Annotated in this window: 17 protein-coding genes; 11 read left to right on the top strand and 6 right to left on the bottom strand. The window is 40.0% G+C overall.

Annotated elements, in window-relative coordinates:
* Positions 1-18: 18 nt before the first annotated feature.
* A complete protein-coding gene (locus tag BM176_RS12740; protein WP_090103540.1) occupies positions 19-225 on the bottom strand; it encodes a hypothetical protein in 207 nt (68 codons plus the stop codon).
* A gap of 249 nt (positions 226-474) precedes the next feature.
* Here BM176_RS12740 and BM176_RS12735 point away from each other — a divergent pair, with 249 nt between their 5' ends.
* Together BM176_RS12735 and BM176_RS12730 are read left to right on the top strand one after the other, a co-directional pair.
* A complete protein-coding gene (locus BM176_RS12735) occupies positions 475-1,380 on the top strand; it encodes a helix-turn-helix domain-containing protein (protein ID WP_090103537.1) in 906 nt (301 codons plus the stop codon).
* Positions 1,381-1,882: 502 nt separating this feature from the next.
* Complete coding sequence (locus tag BM176_RS12730) at positions 1,883-2,716, top strand: SDR family oxidoreductase (protein ID WP_218162199.1); 834 nt, start codon at positions 1,883-1,885, stop codon at positions 2,714-2,716.
* A gap of 204 nt (positions 2,717-2,920) precedes the next feature.
* Here the strand turns inward: BM176_RS12730 and BM176_RS12725 are convergent, their stop codons facing one another.
* Positions 2,921-3,286 carry a hypothetical protein gene (locus tag BM176_RS12725; protein ID WP_143097794.1) on the bottom strand — a complete coding sequence of 122 codons (366 nt, stop codon included), beginning with the start codon at positions 3,284-3,286 and terminating at the stop codon, positions 2,921-2,923.
* Between the two features lie 476 nt (positions 3,287-3,762).
* On the opposite strand from BM176_RS12725, the gene BM176_RS12720 reads away from it, so the two are divergent.
* Entirely contained in the window at positions 3,763-4,887 is a 1,125-nt protein-coding gene (locus BM176_RS12720; RefSeq protein ID WP_090103532.1) for a TlpA disulfide reductase family protein, read from the top strand.
* A 195-nt stretch (positions 4,888-5,082) separates the two neighbouring features.
* Here BM176_RS12720 and BM176_RS12715 read toward each other — a convergent pair whose 3' ends face one another.
* From BM176_RS12715 to BM176_RS12700, 4 genes are read right to left on the bottom strand one after another with little or no spacing between them, the layout of a single operon-like run.
* Complete coding sequence (locus BM176_RS12715; RefSeq protein WP_090103529.1) at positions 5,083-5,862, bottom strand: Fpg/Nei family DNA glycosylase; 780 nt, start codon at positions 5,860-5,862, stop codon at positions 5,083-5,085.
* Between the two features lie 57 nt (positions 5,863-5,919).
* Entirely contained in the window at positions 5,920-6,474 is a 555-nt protein-coding gene (locus BM176_RS12710; RefSeq protein ID WP_090103527.1) for a hypothetical protein, read from the bottom strand.
* The gene (locus tag BM176_RS12705) at positions 6,461-7,192 is read right to left on the bottom strand and encodes an ImmA/IrrE family metallo-endopeptidase (protein ID WP_090103525.1); all 732 of its coding nucleotides are present in this window, start codon (positions 7,190-7,192) and stop codon (positions 6,461-6,463) included. Before BM176_RS12705 ends, BM176_RS12710 begins: the two co-directional genes overlap by 14 nt.
* The gene (locus BM176_RS12700; RefSeq protein WP_090103523.1) at positions 7,185-7,520 is read right to left on the bottom strand and encodes a helix-turn-helix domain-containing protein; all 336 of its coding nucleotides are present in this window, start codon (positions 7,518-7,520) and stop codon (positions 7,185-7,187) included. The genes BM176_RS12705 and BM176_RS12700 overlap by 8 nt, the downstream gene beginning before the upstream one ends.
* Positions 7,521-7,770: 250 nt before the next feature.
* Between BM176_RS12700 and BM176_RS12695 the strand changes: the two genes are divergently transcribed.
* The 8 genes from BM176_RS12695 (at position 7,771) to BM176_RS12660 (ending at position 16,300) form a co-directional block, all read left to right on the top strand.
* Positions 7,771-8,403, top strand: coding sequence for a hydrolase (locus BM176_RS12695; protein WP_090103521.1), 633 nt, complete (start codon positions 7,771-7,773; stop codon positions 8,401-8,403).
* 64 nt (positions 8,404-8,467) lie between these two features.
* The gene (locus BM176_RS12690) at positions 8,468-9,868 is read left to right on the top strand and encodes an alginate export family protein (protein WP_255373502.1); all 1,401 of its coding nucleotides are present in this window, start codon (positions 8,468-8,470) and stop codon (positions 9,866-9,868) included.
* A gap of 25 nt (positions 9,869-9,893) precedes the next feature.
* Positions 9,894-10,595, top strand: coding sequence for a M17 family peptidase N-terminal domain-containing protein (locus BM176_RS12685; protein WP_090103518.1), 702 nt, complete (start codon positions 9,894-9,896; stop codon positions 10,593-10,595).
* A 6-nt stretch (positions 10,596-10,601) separates the two neighbouring features.
* Complete coding sequence (locus BM176_RS12680) at positions 10,602-12,443, top strand: amidohydrolase (RefSeq protein ID WP_090103516.1); 1,842 nt, start codon at positions 10,602-10,604, stop codon at positions 12,441-12,443.
* 10 nt (positions 12,444-12,453) lie between these two features.
* Positions 12,454-12,891: a DoxX family protein gene (locus tag BM176_RS12675; protein ID WP_090103514.1), complete on the top strand. Its 438-nt coding sequence runs from the start codon at positions 12,454-12,456 to the stop codon at positions 12,889-12,891.
* A gap of 12 nt (positions 12,892-12,903) precedes the next feature.
* Entirely contained in the window at positions 12,904-13,377 is a 474-nt protein-coding gene (locus BM176_RS12670) for a Dps family protein (RefSeq protein ID WP_090103512.1), read from the top strand.
* A 6-nt stretch (positions 13,378-13,383) separates the two neighbouring features.
* Positions 13,384-14,058: a YoaK family protein gene (locus tag BM176_RS12665; RefSeq protein WP_090103510.1), complete on the top strand. Its 675-nt coding sequence runs from the start codon at positions 13,384-13,386 to the stop codon at positions 14,056-14,058.
* Between the two features lies 1 nt (position 14,059).
* Positions 14,060-16,300, top strand: coding sequence for a tetratricopeptide repeat-containing sensor histidine kinase (locus BM176_RS12660; RefSeq protein WP_090103508.1), 2,241 nt, complete (start codon positions 14,060-14,062; stop codon positions 16,298-16,300).
* The last annotated feature ends 14 nt before the right edge of the window (positions 16,301-16,314 follow it).

Below are 16,314 nucleotides of genomic sequence, written 5' to 3'. Positions count from 1 at the left end.
TAAATGTAAATTGTGGAATTAAAAGTTTTTGGTGGCTTCTGTAGAATTTGCCTTTATTTCTCGTTGATATTCGGCTATGCTTGTTACACCCGCGCCCAACAAACTACCTAATACCATCGCAGCCGCTCCAGGAACAACTGATGCAATAGTAATAACTCCCCCCGCTAGACCAACAATGCCAGCTGTAATGATTTTACGAATACTTATTTTGGTGCTTCTAGCCATGATAAAGAATTATCAAATTATACTTTATCGAAGATAAGAAATTACGATAAAAAAACTGTTTGTCTATCATATTATTGTGTTGATATAACATCGCAGAGGTTACCTCTTAGCTATAAAGGCTAAACTTACTAAGACCACATGAAAATTGAGGAAATCACAAAACTACCGGAGACTTATATAATTTGAAATTGGTGCTTAACGCAGTTTCAGATATTTTGCACAGTTGTTTGATTTTTGTAGTTTTGTAAAATGGAGAAGCCACAAAGTATTGAGGATTTCTACAAATCCAAACTAAACTGGATGCCAGACAATCTGCAAAAGGAGATCGGGCATTTCAATGTGTTTAACATGGAAGACTTTGTTGGGCTCTGTGCCAAACCACTTCCATATAATCGTAAGGACTATTATAAGATCAGCCTGATTATAGGGAAAAACAAGATCCATTATGCGGATAAGATGGTGGAAATCAAAGAACAGGCATTACTGTTTGCTAATCCGCATATCCCATATGGCTGGGAATCAATGGATGAACAGCAATCAGGAGCCTTCTGCATCTTTACAGAAGCATTCTTTAACCAGTTTGGCAATATAAAAGACTATCCTATATTTAAGCCCGGCGGTAACCCAATCTTAGAGCTATCAGAAGAACAAAGTATCCAGGTAAAAGCAGTGTTCAGCAAGATGTTTGAAGAAATAAATTCAGACTATACCTTTAAATATGATGTATTAAGGAATCTTGTATTTGAATTGATACACAATGCGATGAAGATGCAACCTGCCACTTCTACTTTATATACAGGTTCCAATGCTTCTACCAGGGTATCGTCCTTATTCATGGAACTGCTGGAAAGACAATTCCCGATAGAATCTACTGTGCAGCAGATCAAGTTTCGTTCTCCTACAGAATATGCCAACCAATTATCTGTACACGTGAACCACCTGAACAGAGCACTGAAAGAGATCACCGGCAAAACCACCTCTCATCTGATAGCGGATAGAGTAGTGCAGGAAGCAAGGATGCTGCTGAAACATACCGACTGGAACATTTCAGAAATCGCCTGGTGCCTGGGCTTTGAGGAACTATCTCATTTCATTAACTTCTTCAAAAAGAATACACAGATAACGCCTAAGTCGTTCAGAACTGCAATTATATAAGGTCTTTTTGTGTAAGAATCTTATCAGAACTCTTTCTCTCAATAAGATATACAAATTTATATAAATCAATAAGTTAAATAAATAGATTGGCATAATAATTTAAGTCTGATACAAGGATTTATATCTTTGTTTATGAATTCAGGTTCATGTTAACTAAATGATTTGAGCCCGGATATATAGATTTATTTCCTCCTTTGTGAATACCAGTTCCATAATTAACAGAATGATTTAAGCCGGATGTATAGACTTCATTGTGGTTTGGAAATTCTTTTCAACGACTTACCTCGTTTGCGACCTCCGTTAATGTAAGTTCCCAGGTAGAGAGATGTAGTCATTTAATCAATTTCCAGAGCCCTCATTATTATTAATAGTCTAAATGACAGATTTCTTTTGGAGTTCGTCGTTAATTATAATTGTTTGATTTTCGCAATTATCTGTTTGAATCATATAACAATCAGGGTTTGTCTCCCAGCTACCTTTGTATCATAATAAACAGAACATTATGAGCAACAAAGTATGGTTCGTTACCGGCGCCTCCAAGGGCCTGGGACTCACACTCACAAAAAGACTTTTAACAGAAGGATATAAAGTAGCTGCCACATCAAGAACAGCTGATGCACTGATCAAAGCCGTTGGCACCAGTGATAATTTCCTTCCCCTGGAAGTTACTTTAACTGATGAAAATAGCGTTCAGAAAGGGATAACAGACACGCTGAAAAAATTTGGCACTATTGACGTGATTGTAAATAATGCAGGATACGGACAGTTTGGTACACTTGAAGAACTCAGCGATGCGGAAGTCCGCAGAAATTTTGACATCAATGTATTTGGTTCTCTGAATGTGATCCGCCAGGTAATGCCTTTTCTTCGTGAGCAGCGTTCCGGCAGAATCTTTAACATCTCTTCTATAGGTGGGTTGTTTGGTAACTTCCCGGGCTGGGGTAGTTACTGTGCTACTAAATTTGCTGTCGTGGGTTTTACTGAAGCCCTCGCTGCAGAAGGAAAAGAGTATGGTATTTCCGCAACAGTGGTATATCCGGGTTATTTCCGCACTGAATTTTTATCCAGCGAGTCGCTCGCATTGCCAGCGAAACAGGTCGATGCTTATCACGAAGCTAAAATATCGTTAGCGGCACATCAGAATGAAATTTCAGGCAACCAGGCCGGAGATCCTGAGAAAGCTTCCGCTTTACTGATCAAAATAGCTTCAGAACCAGATCAGCCACTACATCTGATCCTGGGACAGGATGCCTATAACCTGGCAGAGGTGAAAATAGATGCACTTAAAAAGGATATGGAGCAGATGAAAGCTGCTGCAGTAGCGACTGCATTCTAATCATCAAAAATAAATGAAGGGTTTGAGAATTGCTTAAACACTGCATATCTCCCATCAGAGAAAATAAAAGAGCCTGTATCGCACGTGATACAGGCTCTTTTTATTTTTAAATTTCGTCTTTCAGAATATTGGTCAGTTTGAAATTCTGAGATGCAATTCCAGCATGGAAAATTACATTTCGGATAAAGTGACACATAAACAAGCTCAGGGTAAAATAGCACCTTCGATTAAGCCGGTCAGATCTTTGGTGATTAATTTATCGCCATCATAAAATGAAACGGTCATTTTCTTGTTGATAGTGAATTTTTGAAATTGCCCCAAAAGAACAGTACCAGAGAAATCATCGAGTGTAAGTACTTTACCGTTACTTACCTTTTGAATCTGCATGTAGGTGATTGGATTTGGAGATGCTTTAGACAGATCTGCATAAAAAGTATAGTAATACATTCCATCTTTTTGATAACCGATTTCGGTAACAGTTGGTATAGCAACTTTTTTTTGCGGCGTCGTAAATGAAAGAAGTACACTTGCGATCGCAATCATGAATAGGGATAGTGATAGTTTCTTCATGGAATGTAATTGTATTTTAATAATAGGTCATCTCCATACAATTTAACATTTATTTAAATATTTCCACAAAATTTTTTCCTTATAAGCATAAATATAGTAGCGCATTTTAACTTTCAGGGGTATATGAAATTTTTTTAGACTGATTTTCAATTACTTAGTTCTATTACCCGATTGAGTATTTTTTTTAAGATTTTCCGTCCATAACCAGCCCCAGATGGAGAAATTACCACATTTCTGATATCCTTAATATCTATGAGTAATCAGGAGCCCTAACCTATATGTTATATTTTTTTTTAAAGCTTGTACGCATATCGGGTATTAAAAGTTGTCTTATATGCAAAGGGTTATTCCAAAGAACAGTGAGCGATGTTTTTTGAGATGGTAACAGCGGTCTGTTACAAATCAATTCTTCGCAGACAGTATGTTGCACTGTATATAATGCAGTACTATATACTATATTATTAAAGGTAAATAGAATGATTAAAAGAAGTTTAACGGCTCTTACGGTATGTTTTCTGTCTCTGTCTGCTTTAGCACAGACCAGTTTTACTATCAAAGGAAAATTAGGCAATCTACATGACGCAAAAGTTTACATCGGTTACAGTTATGACGGGAAGTCTGTATTTGACTCCGCATATCTTAATCATGGTACTTTTGAAATGACACACGAAACTCCATATCCCGTAGTTGCTTTATTATCAGTAAGCAAGGACGGAGATACTAAAAAGTATTTCGATGGTGAAAATATCGCCCGTATATATGTTGAACCGGGCGCTATTATCTGGATTACATCCGATGAGAACATTTCCAATTTTGAGTCAAGTGGTTCTAAATCACAAGACGACTACCTGATCTACCAGAAATACATGGCTGGTATAGAAAAGAAGCTCGACGCACTCACACTTGAAGCTACTCAGGGTACGGCAAAAAAAGACTCTACCAACAGAAGACTGTATATGGAGCGCTTCCGTACAACAATGGAAGAAAGGAGAGAATTAATGAAGGATTTCGTGGCGCAATACCGCGAAATGTATATCAGTCTTGATGTCCTGGAAGAGTATGCCGGTCACTTCATTGATTATCAGGAAATAGAACCTATGTTCTCCCAATTGAGCGTTACTGCACAAAAAAGTGCAAAAGGTAAGGCCTTCCTGAAAAGAATCAATGAGTCAAAACAAACGGCCATTGGTACACAGGCGCCTGATTTTACACAGAAAGACAGTGAAGGAAGTAAAGTTTCATTATCATCTTTCAAAGGTAAAAACGTGTTACTCATTTTCTGGGCCAGCTGGTCTGCTCCTTCAAGAGCAGAGAACCTGGAAATAAAGGAAATGCTGAAACAATTTAAAGGAAAGAACTTAACAGTAATAGGTGTTGGACTGGAAGACCGTAAAGATAGCTGGATAGAAGCGATTCAGCAGGACGGACTGGGCTGGTTACAGTTAAGTGATCTGAAATACATGAAAAACGAAGTAGCAGAACTTTACGATGTAAGGGCTGTACCGCAGAACGTGCTGATAGATGCTTCAGGACATATTGTTGCCCGCAATCTGAAGGGTAATAATCTGAAGGATAAACTGACCAGCATTGTTGCGCAATAAACATTAAGTGGATGAATCGAGAATAAACAAATGACCTGATGATTGCTAAATGAGACGACATTGTCTCCCTCAGGTAACCCGTATAAAGAGGATGTATCACACTTCGATACATCCTCTTTTCTTTTGAACAGATGGCCATCCATCAACCATTCTTAAATTAATTTATTCAGGCAGGATACCCATCATTCCTATAATCTATTCAAACAACTCCTGCTCGTCTGTAAAATAAGTGTTTCTACCACCTGCTGTGTGTTTCTTAATCTCCGCACCTGTGGGGCTTTTTTCCAGTGCAGAATTATGAATCAGCATAAAATCTCTTATTTCACCGGCTATAATATCAGGGTTCTTCTTCTGAATCTTTACTATGGCATCAGATAATACTGAGTAAATGGATCTGGCCAGTTTCTTGGTTTTTGCTATTGGAATCTTATTACTGATAGAAAATGGTGAGATACGGGCATCCCACAGAATCTCATCTGCGTAAGCATTTCCTATACCTCTGATAATATGTTGATCCAGCAACACATTTTTAATAGTAGCACGGGTAGCAGACAACTTTTCATCCAGATACGCTGCGTTCAGGTCATCAGACATCGCATCCGGGGCTTCACTCTTTGCCGGGTTCACGGTCAAAGCAGCTATCTTCTGAAAATCTGTTAATGCCAGTCCGGTACCATCCGTAAAATGTAACTCGGCAAGAGTATGCTTTTCCTCGTTATCATCCTTGAATAAAAATAATTTACCGTGTAGCATTAAATGCATTCCCAGAATATGTCCATTCTTAAATTCAAACCGCAGCTCCTTCCCTTCCCGGTATACTTTATATAACTTTTGCTGTTCGAATGATTTTTTGAAAGTAGCAGCGTTCGCTATTATATTTTTTGTATTGGTAATCGAAATATGATCTATCGTTTTTCTGGCTAACTTCTTATCCAGATTACTACTAAAAACTTCCAGATCTGGTAATTCGGGCATATGATCAGTTTTATCAATTGTAATAGTAAGAATTATGCCGGAATATAAATAATTATCTTATTGGGCAACATGGGATAACACCAGGTTAGTATTACTTTGTGAGGCTATAAATTCATCCAAAGTATTACAGGGAAGTTTACTACCATTTGATTTTACATCATGAATAAATGCATCACATTCTTCCTGGGTTAAGATATTTTTCTTAAAGGCTTCCAGCAAAATATCCATTGTGGTCAGATACATAATACCATGAGTCCGGCAATATGCACTTATATCTTTTAAATTACTGCTGGCAATAAATTGCTTTTGATGCCGGGCTACAGACATACAAGCACTTTCTCCTTCGCCAAATTGCCTTGTAAGTAATGCATATTCCTGCATGATTATCCTATCTGTTGGGAAGGGAATAACCGGAACCTTGGTCATTGAGAGAAAATTATTCACTTGAAGAACGATACCTCTGCTTCTGCAGAGTTCATTCTTTACTTTATCCAGCATCACAAAACGGTTCGGAAAAATCCTTGAGAGTATAAGGAGCTGGTTACCGTTAATGAAGTGACGAATAACATCTGAATCTAATAATATTTTAGGTTCATCATTATTCCTGCTCATCGGTGTTAATTATTTTGGTAATATCCACACCGATATCACTCATCAGATTGATGAAGTGGGATTCAGAAATGACTCCTTTATCAAATAATTTTTTAGCTCTTGGTCCATAATCACCAATTACAACATTATTATTACCTGCTTTGTAAAGCAGATCATCATAACCAAGCATTTGAGCACTGGAGGCAACATTAATAATGAATTGCTGATATTTACTATATTCAATCAGGTCCATCCCATCAAGACGTAATAATAAAGCCGTTCTGCTACAGGCAAAATATTGCTCTATTTTCACTATAGTTTCCAAGCGGATCTTATTTCTGGATAATTCCTCTTTCGGGATAAGAGAAAGTATTCCCTCTTCCGGCATCAGTAAATAAGCGGCAAACCAATCAGCCTCATATTCAACTTTATCTTTCCTGTCAAACCTACCCGCATGACTTATTTCCGCAACAAATTCTTCCTGAATGAAAAGATGATACAGTTCATGTGCAATAGTAAAATGCTGTTTACTGAGACGATGGGAAGAATTAACAAGGATAAACTTATGTTCCCCCTGTTTTACAGCCATCCCTGAGAAATTGTTACTTAACGGCCTGAACATAACAACTACTCCCAGCTTAGGAAGCCAGCTCTTTATGCGAATGGGTTCACTGGAACCAATACCATGCTCTATTCTAAACCGGGAAGCTCCACTTCGTAAGTGATAATTATTAACCATTATTACGTTCCAGTTCTAAAATTTTAAAGTAATTCTTTACCACTTTTCTAAATTGGGCTATTTCACTCAAATCAGATTTTTCAATGCCGTTAGCTCTAAAAGCAAAGGCTATATTAGCTTTGACTTGATTATATTCAGTTTCAAAAAAATCGGTAAGATCCGCACCATATAGATCTGCGAGTTTCTCTAACACATCTAAAGGAGCCTCCCGGCTATCATTTTCATAATAACTTAATACTTCTCTTTTAACGCTTAAAAAAGAAGCAACATCTTCCTGTGAAAGATTATTCCTTTCACGAAATGCTTTTAAAATAGCACCTGTTGTCATATCTGTAAGTTTGATTAAGGGTTATCGTTAAACTGTTACAAAATAACTCATTTTTTATTTTTTATCCAAAAATGTAACAAACTAATTTTGTCTTTCCTGAAAGTAAAAGATTAACCATATTTCGAAGGGCGTTCGCAAATTAACGATATATCGTTAATTTGCAATTCTTCAAAAACAACATAAATACATATAAATCAACATCTTATAGCGATGGCATCCTTATTGACTATTGAGGCCCAAAATAGTCTTTATGAAACCATCACCAGATTTGCTGTCGCCAGACAACCATGCCTTAGTATTAATTGATTTTGAAGGACAGATGGGATTTGCTACAAAAAGCATTGCCCTTAGTGAACTCCGTACCAACACCGCCATCATTTCAGGGGCTTCTAAAATTTTCAATGTAGCGACTATCGTTACTACAGTAGCTGAGCAGTCATTTTCCGGCCCTGTATTTCCTGAGATAGAAGAGTTTTATCCACAGGCCACGTCTGGTTACATAGACCGTACCAGTATGAATACCTGGGAGGATGAGGCAGCTTATAAAGCCATCACAGGTACCAAAAAAAAGAAACTGGTATTGGCTGGTTTATGGACAGGAGTATGTATCGTAGGCCCGGCATTGTCTGCCCTTGCGGAAGGATATGATGTATATGTTATTACCGATGCCTGTGGAGATGTAAGCACGGAAGCGCATGAACGTGCTGTTCAGCGAATGGTACATTCAGGTGTGAAACCTATAACCTCAATACAGTACCTCCTCGAGCTGCAAAGGGATTGGGCGAGACAGGAAACTTATGTGGCCGTAACCAACCTGATGAAAAAATATGGAGGTGCTTATGGCATCGGGATCCAGTATTCCCATACTATGCTCAAACACTAAATCAGCATCTAAATCTAAATCGTAAAAGGCAGGGCTTAAAATACCGCCATAATCCGGGTTAAACGTGCAATCAAAACACATCATACCATCATTGCGGCAGATTTTCCCTGCCTTTATTGTCATCTGTATTTGCCTGACGACTATCAGTACTTATGCCCAATCTTTTAAACTGATGCGTTATGATGAAAACTATTCCATCCTTAAAGATTCTTCAAAGAATTTTTATGATCATATCAAGTTCATTCCGCTTTCAGGAGATAAAAAGATCTACCTGTCATTCGGAGGTGAAGCACGGTTTGAATATGCAGCCTTCAACAATGAAGACTGGGGGAAAATGAATACTGGTCATAATAACTTTCTGTTACAGCGATACGACCTGCATGCAGATCTGCATATAGGCAGTAACGTGAGGATTTTCAGTCAGCTGAGAAGTGCACTGGAAGGAGGAAGAAAAAACGGGCCCAGACCTATTGATGAAGATCAGTTAAATGTACAGAACCTGTTCGTTGATGTTGTAGCCTGGAAACACCAGGATAAGTCACTCACCTTCCGTGCCGGCCGACAGGAAATTGATTACGGTTCCGGCAGACTGATCTCTGTGAGAGAAGGTCCGAATGCACGACTGTATTTTACCGGTGGTAAAGTGATGTATGCATCATCAAATTTGTCGGTAGATGGTTTTGTGATGATGGCTGATACTACCTATACTGGCGTGTTTGATAATAAAAGCACCAGGCAGGCCAACCTCTGGGGAGTGTATTCAAAACTCATCATCCCCCGCTCTGGCAATATGGATTTCTATTACCTGGGAATCCATAGGGAAGCATCCACTTTTGAAGAAGGCACAGCTAATGAAGTAAGACATACAATTGGTACCCGCTTATGGAAATACGGAGGAGGTTTCATTTATAACCTGGAAGCCGCCTGGCAGTTTGGCAAATTCGGGAATGGCAATATCAGCGCATGGACAGGTTCCATTGATATAGGTTACTCTTTTGAAACAGTAAAATTCAAACCAACCATTAATCTCCGTAATGATTATATATCCGGAGATAAACGTGCCGGTGATGGTAACCTTCAAACATTTAATCCGCTGTATCCCAAAGGAGGATATTTTGGCTTTGACCCACAGGTAGGACCAGTAAATCTTATCGATATCCATCCTTATGGTACACTCGCCTTACTAAAGAACCTTACACTCCAGATGGATGTAGTCTTTAACTGGCGATATTCCCTTCAGGATGGTATTTACAGGCCCAGCGGCACATTTAATATGGCAGGTGCAGCTTCGGGCAAACGCTATATAGGAACTGCTTACCTGGCAAGTGCGGTGTACAGTCTGAGTAAGTTCATCAGCATGAATACGGGTATACAATATTTCAATACAGGCAGTTTCGCTCACGATGTAATACCTGATCCTAAAAATGGATTATTTATCAATAGCAGGATAGCATTTAAATTCTAGTTATTCAATAATAAAACTAATTACAATGAAGATTTCCGGATTAATCGCAGCCTTTTTCATGTTCAATGGTTTAGCCGCATTTGCCCAGCAGCAGACAGCTATAGGCACATCCACTATATGGGGAAAGATTGATGGCGTTGCTATTGAAGGAATGGTACAGGGCCCGTCAACAGAAGTGACTCCTTTGCAGGTGGCCTGCGTATTTGAATATACCGAAGGTGATATTTTTAATTCACCACCAGCCTTACCAGCAGCTGTGAATGGGATGGTACACCTGGATCATGATCTGAAAGGTATCATTACTGATATCAGGAAAAGCGGAAAGTTTGCCGGACATGCTTTCGAAACATTACTGATCACTCCTCCTCCTGGCACTATTGCTGCAAAAAAATTACTGCTGATAGGATTGGGTGACAGGAACAAGTTCACTCCGGACCTTATGACAGGCATTGCCAGTGTTGCGGTGCGTGAAGCATTACGTTTAGGCGTAAGTAGTTATGCTTTTGCAAGTGATCTGAAAGATGCCGGAATCGACTCTCCTACTGCGCTTGTTACCGGTAATGTAGTGAAAGGTACATTCGAAGCTTACCGCACAGAAGCTTATCTCAAAGAAAAGAAAATGTCTTTATACAAACCGCTGACTAAAGTAACACTATTGGCGGGACCTGCTTTTTACACAGTAGCTGGTGAAGGTATCAAAGAAGCGATTGCAACTTTTAACAATTAGTGAATAATGAAAGCAGATATCGTTCTATATAACGGAAGGATCCATACGAAAGAAGGAGCTACGGCCGTCGCTATAAAAGATGGTAAGTTCATTGCCGTAGGTGATGATACAACCATTATGCATCTCGTATCAGAAGGAACAAAGAAAATAGACCTGCAGAAAAAACGAGTGATTCCAGGCATCAACGATTCACATACGCACCTGATTCGTGGAGGACTCAATTACAACCTTGAACTCCGCTGGGATGGAGTACCTTCACTTGCAGATGCTTTACGCATGCTTAAAGAACAGGTATATAGAACCCCTTCCCCGCAATGGGTGCGTGTAGTCGGAGGCTGGTCCGAATTCCAGTTTGCCGAAAAGCGGATGCCTACTCTCGATGAGATTAATGCGATAGCTCCGGACACCCCCGTATTTATCCTGCATTTATACGACCGCGCCTTACTCAACAGGGCCGCACTGAAAGCTGTAGGATATACCAGAGACACCCCTGCCCCTCATGGCGGACAGATTCAGAAGGATTCAAACGGAGAACCTACTGGCCTTATTATTGCAACACCAAATGCTTTGGTTCTTTATTCCACACTGGCAAAAGGGCCTAAACTTTCTTATGAACATCAGCTGAACTCTACCCGTCATTTCATGACAGAACTGAATCGTTTTGGTATCACCAGTGTAATAGATGCCGGCGGAGGATTTCAGAATTTTCCTGATGATTACAAAGTCGCAAATGAGTTAAATGAGAAAAAGCAGTTAACAGTACGTATTGCTTATAATCTTTTTACACAACGGCCCAAGCTGGAGTTTGAGGATTTCGACAACTGGACAAAAACAGTAAAGTTGCACCAGGGAGATGATATGTATCGTCATAACGGTGCAGGTGAAATGCTGGTATTCTCGGCAGCGGATTTTGAGGACTTTTTAGAGCCACGCCCGGACTTACCTGAGAACATGGAAGCAGATCTCGAAAAGGTAGTACGGTTACTCGCAGAGAAACGCTGGCCTTTCCGGATTCATGCCACTTATAATGAAAGTATTTCCCGTTTCCTGAATGTTTTTGAGAAAGTAAACAGGGATATTCCTTTTGATGGATTACACTGGATATTTGACCATGCAGAAACCATTGATGAACGGAATATTGAAAGAGTGAAAGCACTGGGTGGAGGTATTGCCATACAAAGCAGGATGGCTTACCAGGGAGAGTATTTCACTAACCGTTATGGTGCGGAAGTCGCACAGCATACTCCGCCGGTAAAACGGATGCTTGAAATGGGCGTACCTGTGGGAGCCGGTTCAGACGCTACACGGGTAAGCAGTTACAACCCCTGGGTATCCATATACTGGCTTACAGTTGGCAAAACAGTAGGTGGGTTACAGTTATACGGCGAAAAGACCCGCATTGGCCGGGAAACGGCACTCGAATTATATACAAGAGGCAGTGCCTGGTTCTCCAACGAGCAGGATAAAAAAGGTGCTATTGAAGTGGGCATGTTCGCAGATCTCGCTGTATTGGATCAGGACTATTTCACAGTAAAAGATGAAGAGATCAAAAATATAGAGGCTGTACTTACAATTGTGGATGGCAGGATCGTATATGCAAGGGATGAGTTCTCATCATTCTCACCGGCACCGCTACCTATTTTGCCTGACTGGTCGCCCACCCATATTTATAACGGGTATGCACAACCGCCGGGAAGGCTGGCACAACCAGCCGCGCCGGTACATTGTTGTGCTGGTAGCTGTGATGTACATGGGCATCAGCATGATACCGCCAGGTTCAGTAATATTCCGGTCAACAACTTTACAGCTTTCTGGGGAGCCCTGGGTTGCTCTTGTTTTGCATTTTAATTCTTACAAAATGATAGAAATAATAAAACACTTGTTGTATTCCGATGTTGGAAGTGATCTTAATAATCTGGCGATACTCATTTACAGAGTTTTATTAGGATTCGAATTGTTCAGGGTACATGGTTTGAAAAAATTCAGAGTAGAAAACGGGCAGCGGGAACATGTACCTAATCCCCTTCATCTACCGGACAAACTGAATGGTATTGTCGCCACTTTCTCAGATACTGTAGTACCATTTCTCCTGATGCTGGGTGTATGCACAAGGCTAATTCTTTTACCCGTTATAGGAGTAACCGCCATCGGTTATTTTGTGGTACACCGAAAAGACTCTGCAGAGGTAAGGGATGTACCTTATATGTATACACTGTCGTTCCTCTTCCTGCTTGTAACAGGAGCAGGCACTTTTTCTGTGGATCATTATCTTTTACAATCTTTCTTTAATCAATAAAACACAATAACAATGGAAGCAAAAATTGGTATTAAACAGGAGTACCTGGCAGCAGTTGCACTCTCACTCAGTAAGATCCTTGCAGACGAGTTTGTGCTGTATACAAAAACACGTAAAGCACACTGGAATGTAGTAGGGCCGGATTTTCTCAGCAAACATAAATTCTTTGAAGAACAATATGGCCAGTTGGAAGAAATCGTAGATGAAGTAGCTGAAAGGATCAGAAGTCTGGGGCATTATGCACCTGCATCTTTAAAAGAATATCTGGAGCTTACCCATCTCACTGAGCAGACCCGGGAAAAGAACACCAGCTTAGGCTTTATAAAGGAATTACTGGCAGACCATGAAAGTATCCTGATTCACCTGCGTGAAAATATCAACAACTATGTATCGGCACTTCACGATGCAGGTACCAGCGATTACATTACCGGTTTAATGGAAACCCATGAAAAAATGGCATGGATGCTCAGAGCTCATTTAGAATAATAAGTTATGGAACAGCCCAAAAACATATGGTACGTTACCCTGTTGCTTACAGCTGTTGCAGGATATTGTGATACCGTCACCTTCGTTGCAGCCGATACAATATTCTCTGCCCATGTTACGGGTAACTTTATTGTGTTCGCCTACCAGATGGTAAAAGGTTCGGATATTCAGGCATGGATAAAACTGTTTACTTTTCCTGTATTCATTCTTGCTGTGATGACGGGCGGATGGATCTCCATCAGATCGTCCAATCAGCATATCCTGTTACTCTGGCAGGGCGCAATACTCCTGCTTGCCGGTATTCTGGCCTGCACATTTGGATTATACAGCACTTCTTTAAAGGAATGGCCGGTGTACCTGGTAGCAATGCTGGTGGTATTTGCCATGGGGATACAAAATGCCTTCGGGAAACTTTTCAGTAAAGCAACCTATGGTCCTACCACGATGATGACAGGCAACGTTACGCAGGCATCACTGGATCTGGGTACATTAATCAGGGCCAAACTAAAGGATGCTGTTACTTTTCAGAACCTGAAGAACCAATTTGTGACTATTGGTGGTTTCCTGGCAGGCTGCCTCCTGGGAGCATTGTTTGCGCAACGATTTGGTTTAAGTGTCTTACTTTTACCAGCTCTGGCAATGATCGTGTGCTATTTCAGTACACACAAAAGAGCTGAATGATATGAATACCTGCTTCAATATGTTATCAAAACCATTGCTGCTATCAGCAATGGTTTTGATGTTTGTATCAAATACACATGCACAATACTTAAAAGAACTGAAGCACAACAGGAATGATACCGGAAGGGTGGAGTTATTGCAGAAATACAGCCATTATTACCTGAGTAAAGAAGGAGAACTTGCCAATGATCTTGATAGTGCGTTGAGACTGAATGATCTTGCCCTGAAACTGAGTGTTAATTTAAAGTATAATAAAGGGATTACAAAAGGGATTTTACTGAAAAGCCAGATCTACCGGGAGAAAGGGGAATGGAAAAAGGCGTTGGAAATATTAAATGAGGCATTTACAACATCAGAGAGATTTCACCTAAAGGAACAAACAGCGGCCATTTATATTGAATACGGGCAGTATTACAGGAATGAAGGCAATGACCTTGAACAAAAGATCAGTTATTATAAAAAGGCTTTACCCCTTTTCAGAGAAACCGGCAATAAAAAAGAGGAAGGAACAACGCTCCAGTTACTGGGCGACTTTTACCAGCTTAAAGGAAATGCAGATACAGCTATCTTATACCTGGAACAATCGCTGGTAGCTTATCATGGTGCAAATTATAAAGACCTTCAGGGAGTGTATAACCTGATAGGTATGGTATACATGCAGAAAGGGAATTATCCGCTCGCTTTAAAATACGGATTAATGGCTGTAAAAACCGGCGAACTGTTGAATGATTCCAGCATCCAGATGGGTACCACCTATAATCGCGTGGCACTTATCTATTATAACCTCTTTAATGACAAAGAGGCTATGGAGTACTGGAATAAGGGGCTGGCTGTGGCTGTCAGACATAAGGACACGGCTTCTTACCAGGTGATCACGTCCAATATTGTTGCAGGGTTACGAAGAGCGGGTAAATATAACGAGGCACTGGTAGTGCTTACGAATATGATTAAAAAGTATCCGCCATCTATGCTGGAAACACGACTGAGGGTGCCCTATCTTTTCTTTAATCTCTATATGGATATGAAAGAATATAACAAGGCACTCCCCTATTATAATCAGATTGTCCGGTTTCATGAGCAGGTTGGTAATAATGCTGTTTTCCAGATATATCTTTCCCGTAGCATCATCAGGTATCTGATTTATACCAAACAATATGAACAGACCTATAAATATCTGAAGGAAATTGATGAAACCTGTAAGTTAATCGGCAACAACCAGAACAGGTCGGAAAATCAACTGGACTGGTTCAGGGTTGACTCTGCTCAGGGCAGGTATTTCTCAGCTATTCAACATCATCTGTTATATAAATCTTTGTCAGATTCTATTTTTAATATTGAAAAGAGCAAGCTGTTCTCCAGCCTGCAATTACAGTTTGAAACAGAGAAGAAAGATAAAGACATCCTGTTGTTAACACAGCGAAGTCAGTTACAATATAACAGTTTGTTAAGGGAAAAATCAATCAGAAATATTATTATCGGCGGTATAGTGATATTGTCTCTTTTTTCAGGGCTGATCTATAACAGCTACCGGAGTAAGAGACGCAGCAATATGAATCTGGAGTTAAAACAAAAGGAGATCAATCAACAGAATGAATTACTCAAAAAGCTACTGGGAGAAAAAGAATGGCTGCTGAAAGAAATTCATCACAGAGTAAAAAACAATCTGCAGATCGTGATCAGTTTACTGAACACACAATCTGCTTATTTAGATAATGAAGATGGTTTAGCGGCTATACGTAATAGTCAGTACAGGATGTATGCCATGTCTCTCATCCATCAGAAACTATATCAATCGGACGACCTGGCCAGTATCGATATGTCCTGGTACATCCGGGAACTGGTAAATTATATGCAGGAATGTTTCCATACCGATACCAGTATCCAGTTTCACCTGAACACAGAAAAAGTAGACCTGGATATAGCACAGGCAGTGCCACTCGGACTGATCCTGAATGAAGCCATCAGTAATGCCATCAAATATGCGTTTCCCGGAAAAAGGAAAGGTGATGTAGAAATATCGCTGCAAAAGCTGGCAGGGAATACCTGTGAGTTAATTATTGCTGATAATGGTATAGGGCTGCCCGAACATTTTGAACCGGGTAATACAGACTCATTAGGCATGAGTCTGATGCTGGGATTAAGCGAGCAGCTGGATGGAACATTCGAGGTAGAAAATGATAATGGATTGAAAATTAAAATCACTTTTGACAAACATCAGCAGTTGCTTCAGTATGAAAGATAGAACAACCCTTTCTT

Source organism: Chitinophaga sp. CF118, from assembly GCF_900112615.1.
Lineage (GTDB): Bacteria > Bacteroidota > Bacteroidia > Chitinophagales > Chitinophagaceae > Chitinophaga.
The sequence above is the reverse complement of the archived record's forward strand: the minus strand, read 5'-3'. Positions and strand labels throughout refer to the sequence as shown.

Coding starts and splice junctions, on each gene's coding strand:
- BM176_RS12740 (WP_090103540.1), bottom strand. CDS start 225: ATGGCTAGAAGCACCAAAATAAGTATTCGTAAAATCATTACAGCTGGC.
- BM176_RS12735 (WP_090103537.1), top strand. CDS start 475: ATGGAGAAGCCACAAAGTATTGAGGATTTCTACAAATCCAAACTAAAC.
- BM176_RS12730 (WP_218162199.1), top strand. CDS start 1,883: ATGAGCAACAAAGTATGGTTCGTTACCGGCGCCTCCAAGGGCCTGGGA.
- BM176_RS12725 (WP_143097794.1), bottom strand. CDS start 3,286: ATGAAGAAACTATCACTATCCCTATTCATGATTGCGATCGCAAGTGTA.
- BM176_RS12720 (WP_090103532.1), top strand. CDS start 3,763: ATGATTAAAAGAAGTTTAACGGCTCTTACGGTATGTTTTCTGTCTCTG.
- BM176_RS12715 (WP_090103529.1), bottom strand. CDS start 5,862: ATGCCCGAATTACCAGATCTGGAAGTTTTTAGTAGTAATCTGGATAAG.
- BM176_RS12710 (WP_090103527.1), bottom strand. CDS start 6,474: ATGAGCAGGAATAATGATGAACCTAAAATATTATTAGATTCAGATGTT.
- BM176_RS12705 (WP_090103525.1), bottom strand. CDS start 7,192: ATGGTTAATAATTATCACTTACGAAGTGGAGCTTCCCGGTTTAGAATA.
- BM176_RS12700 (WP_090103523.1), bottom strand. CDS start 7,520: ATGACAACAGGTGCTATTTTAAAAGCATTTCGTGAAAGGAATAATCTT.
- BM176_RS12695 (WP_090103521.1), top strand. CDS start 7,771: ATGAAACCATCACCAGATTTGCTGTCGCCAGACAACCATGCCTTAGTA.
- BM176_RS12685 (WP_090103518.1), top strand. CDS start 9,894: ATGAAGATTTCCGGATTAATCGCAGCCTTTTTCATGTTCAATGGTTTA.
- BM176_RS12680 (WP_090103516.1), top strand. CDS start 10,602: ATGAAAGCAGATATCGTTCTATATAACGGAAGGATCCATACGAAAGAA.
- BM176_RS12675 (WP_090103514.1), top strand. CDS start 12,454: ATGATAGAAATAATAAAACACTTGTTGTATTCCGATGTTGGAAGTGAT.
- BM176_RS12670 (WP_090103512.1), top strand. CDS start 12,904: ATGGAAGCAAAAATTGGTATTAAACAGGAGTACCTGGCAGCAGTTGCA.
- BM176_RS12665 (WP_090103510.1), top strand. CDS start 13,384: ATGGAACAGCCCAAAAACATATGGTACGTTACCCTGTTGCTTACAGCT.
- BM176_RS12660 (WP_090103508.1), top strand. CDS start 14,060: ATGAATACCTGCTTCAATATGTTATCAAAACCATTGCTGCTATCAGCA.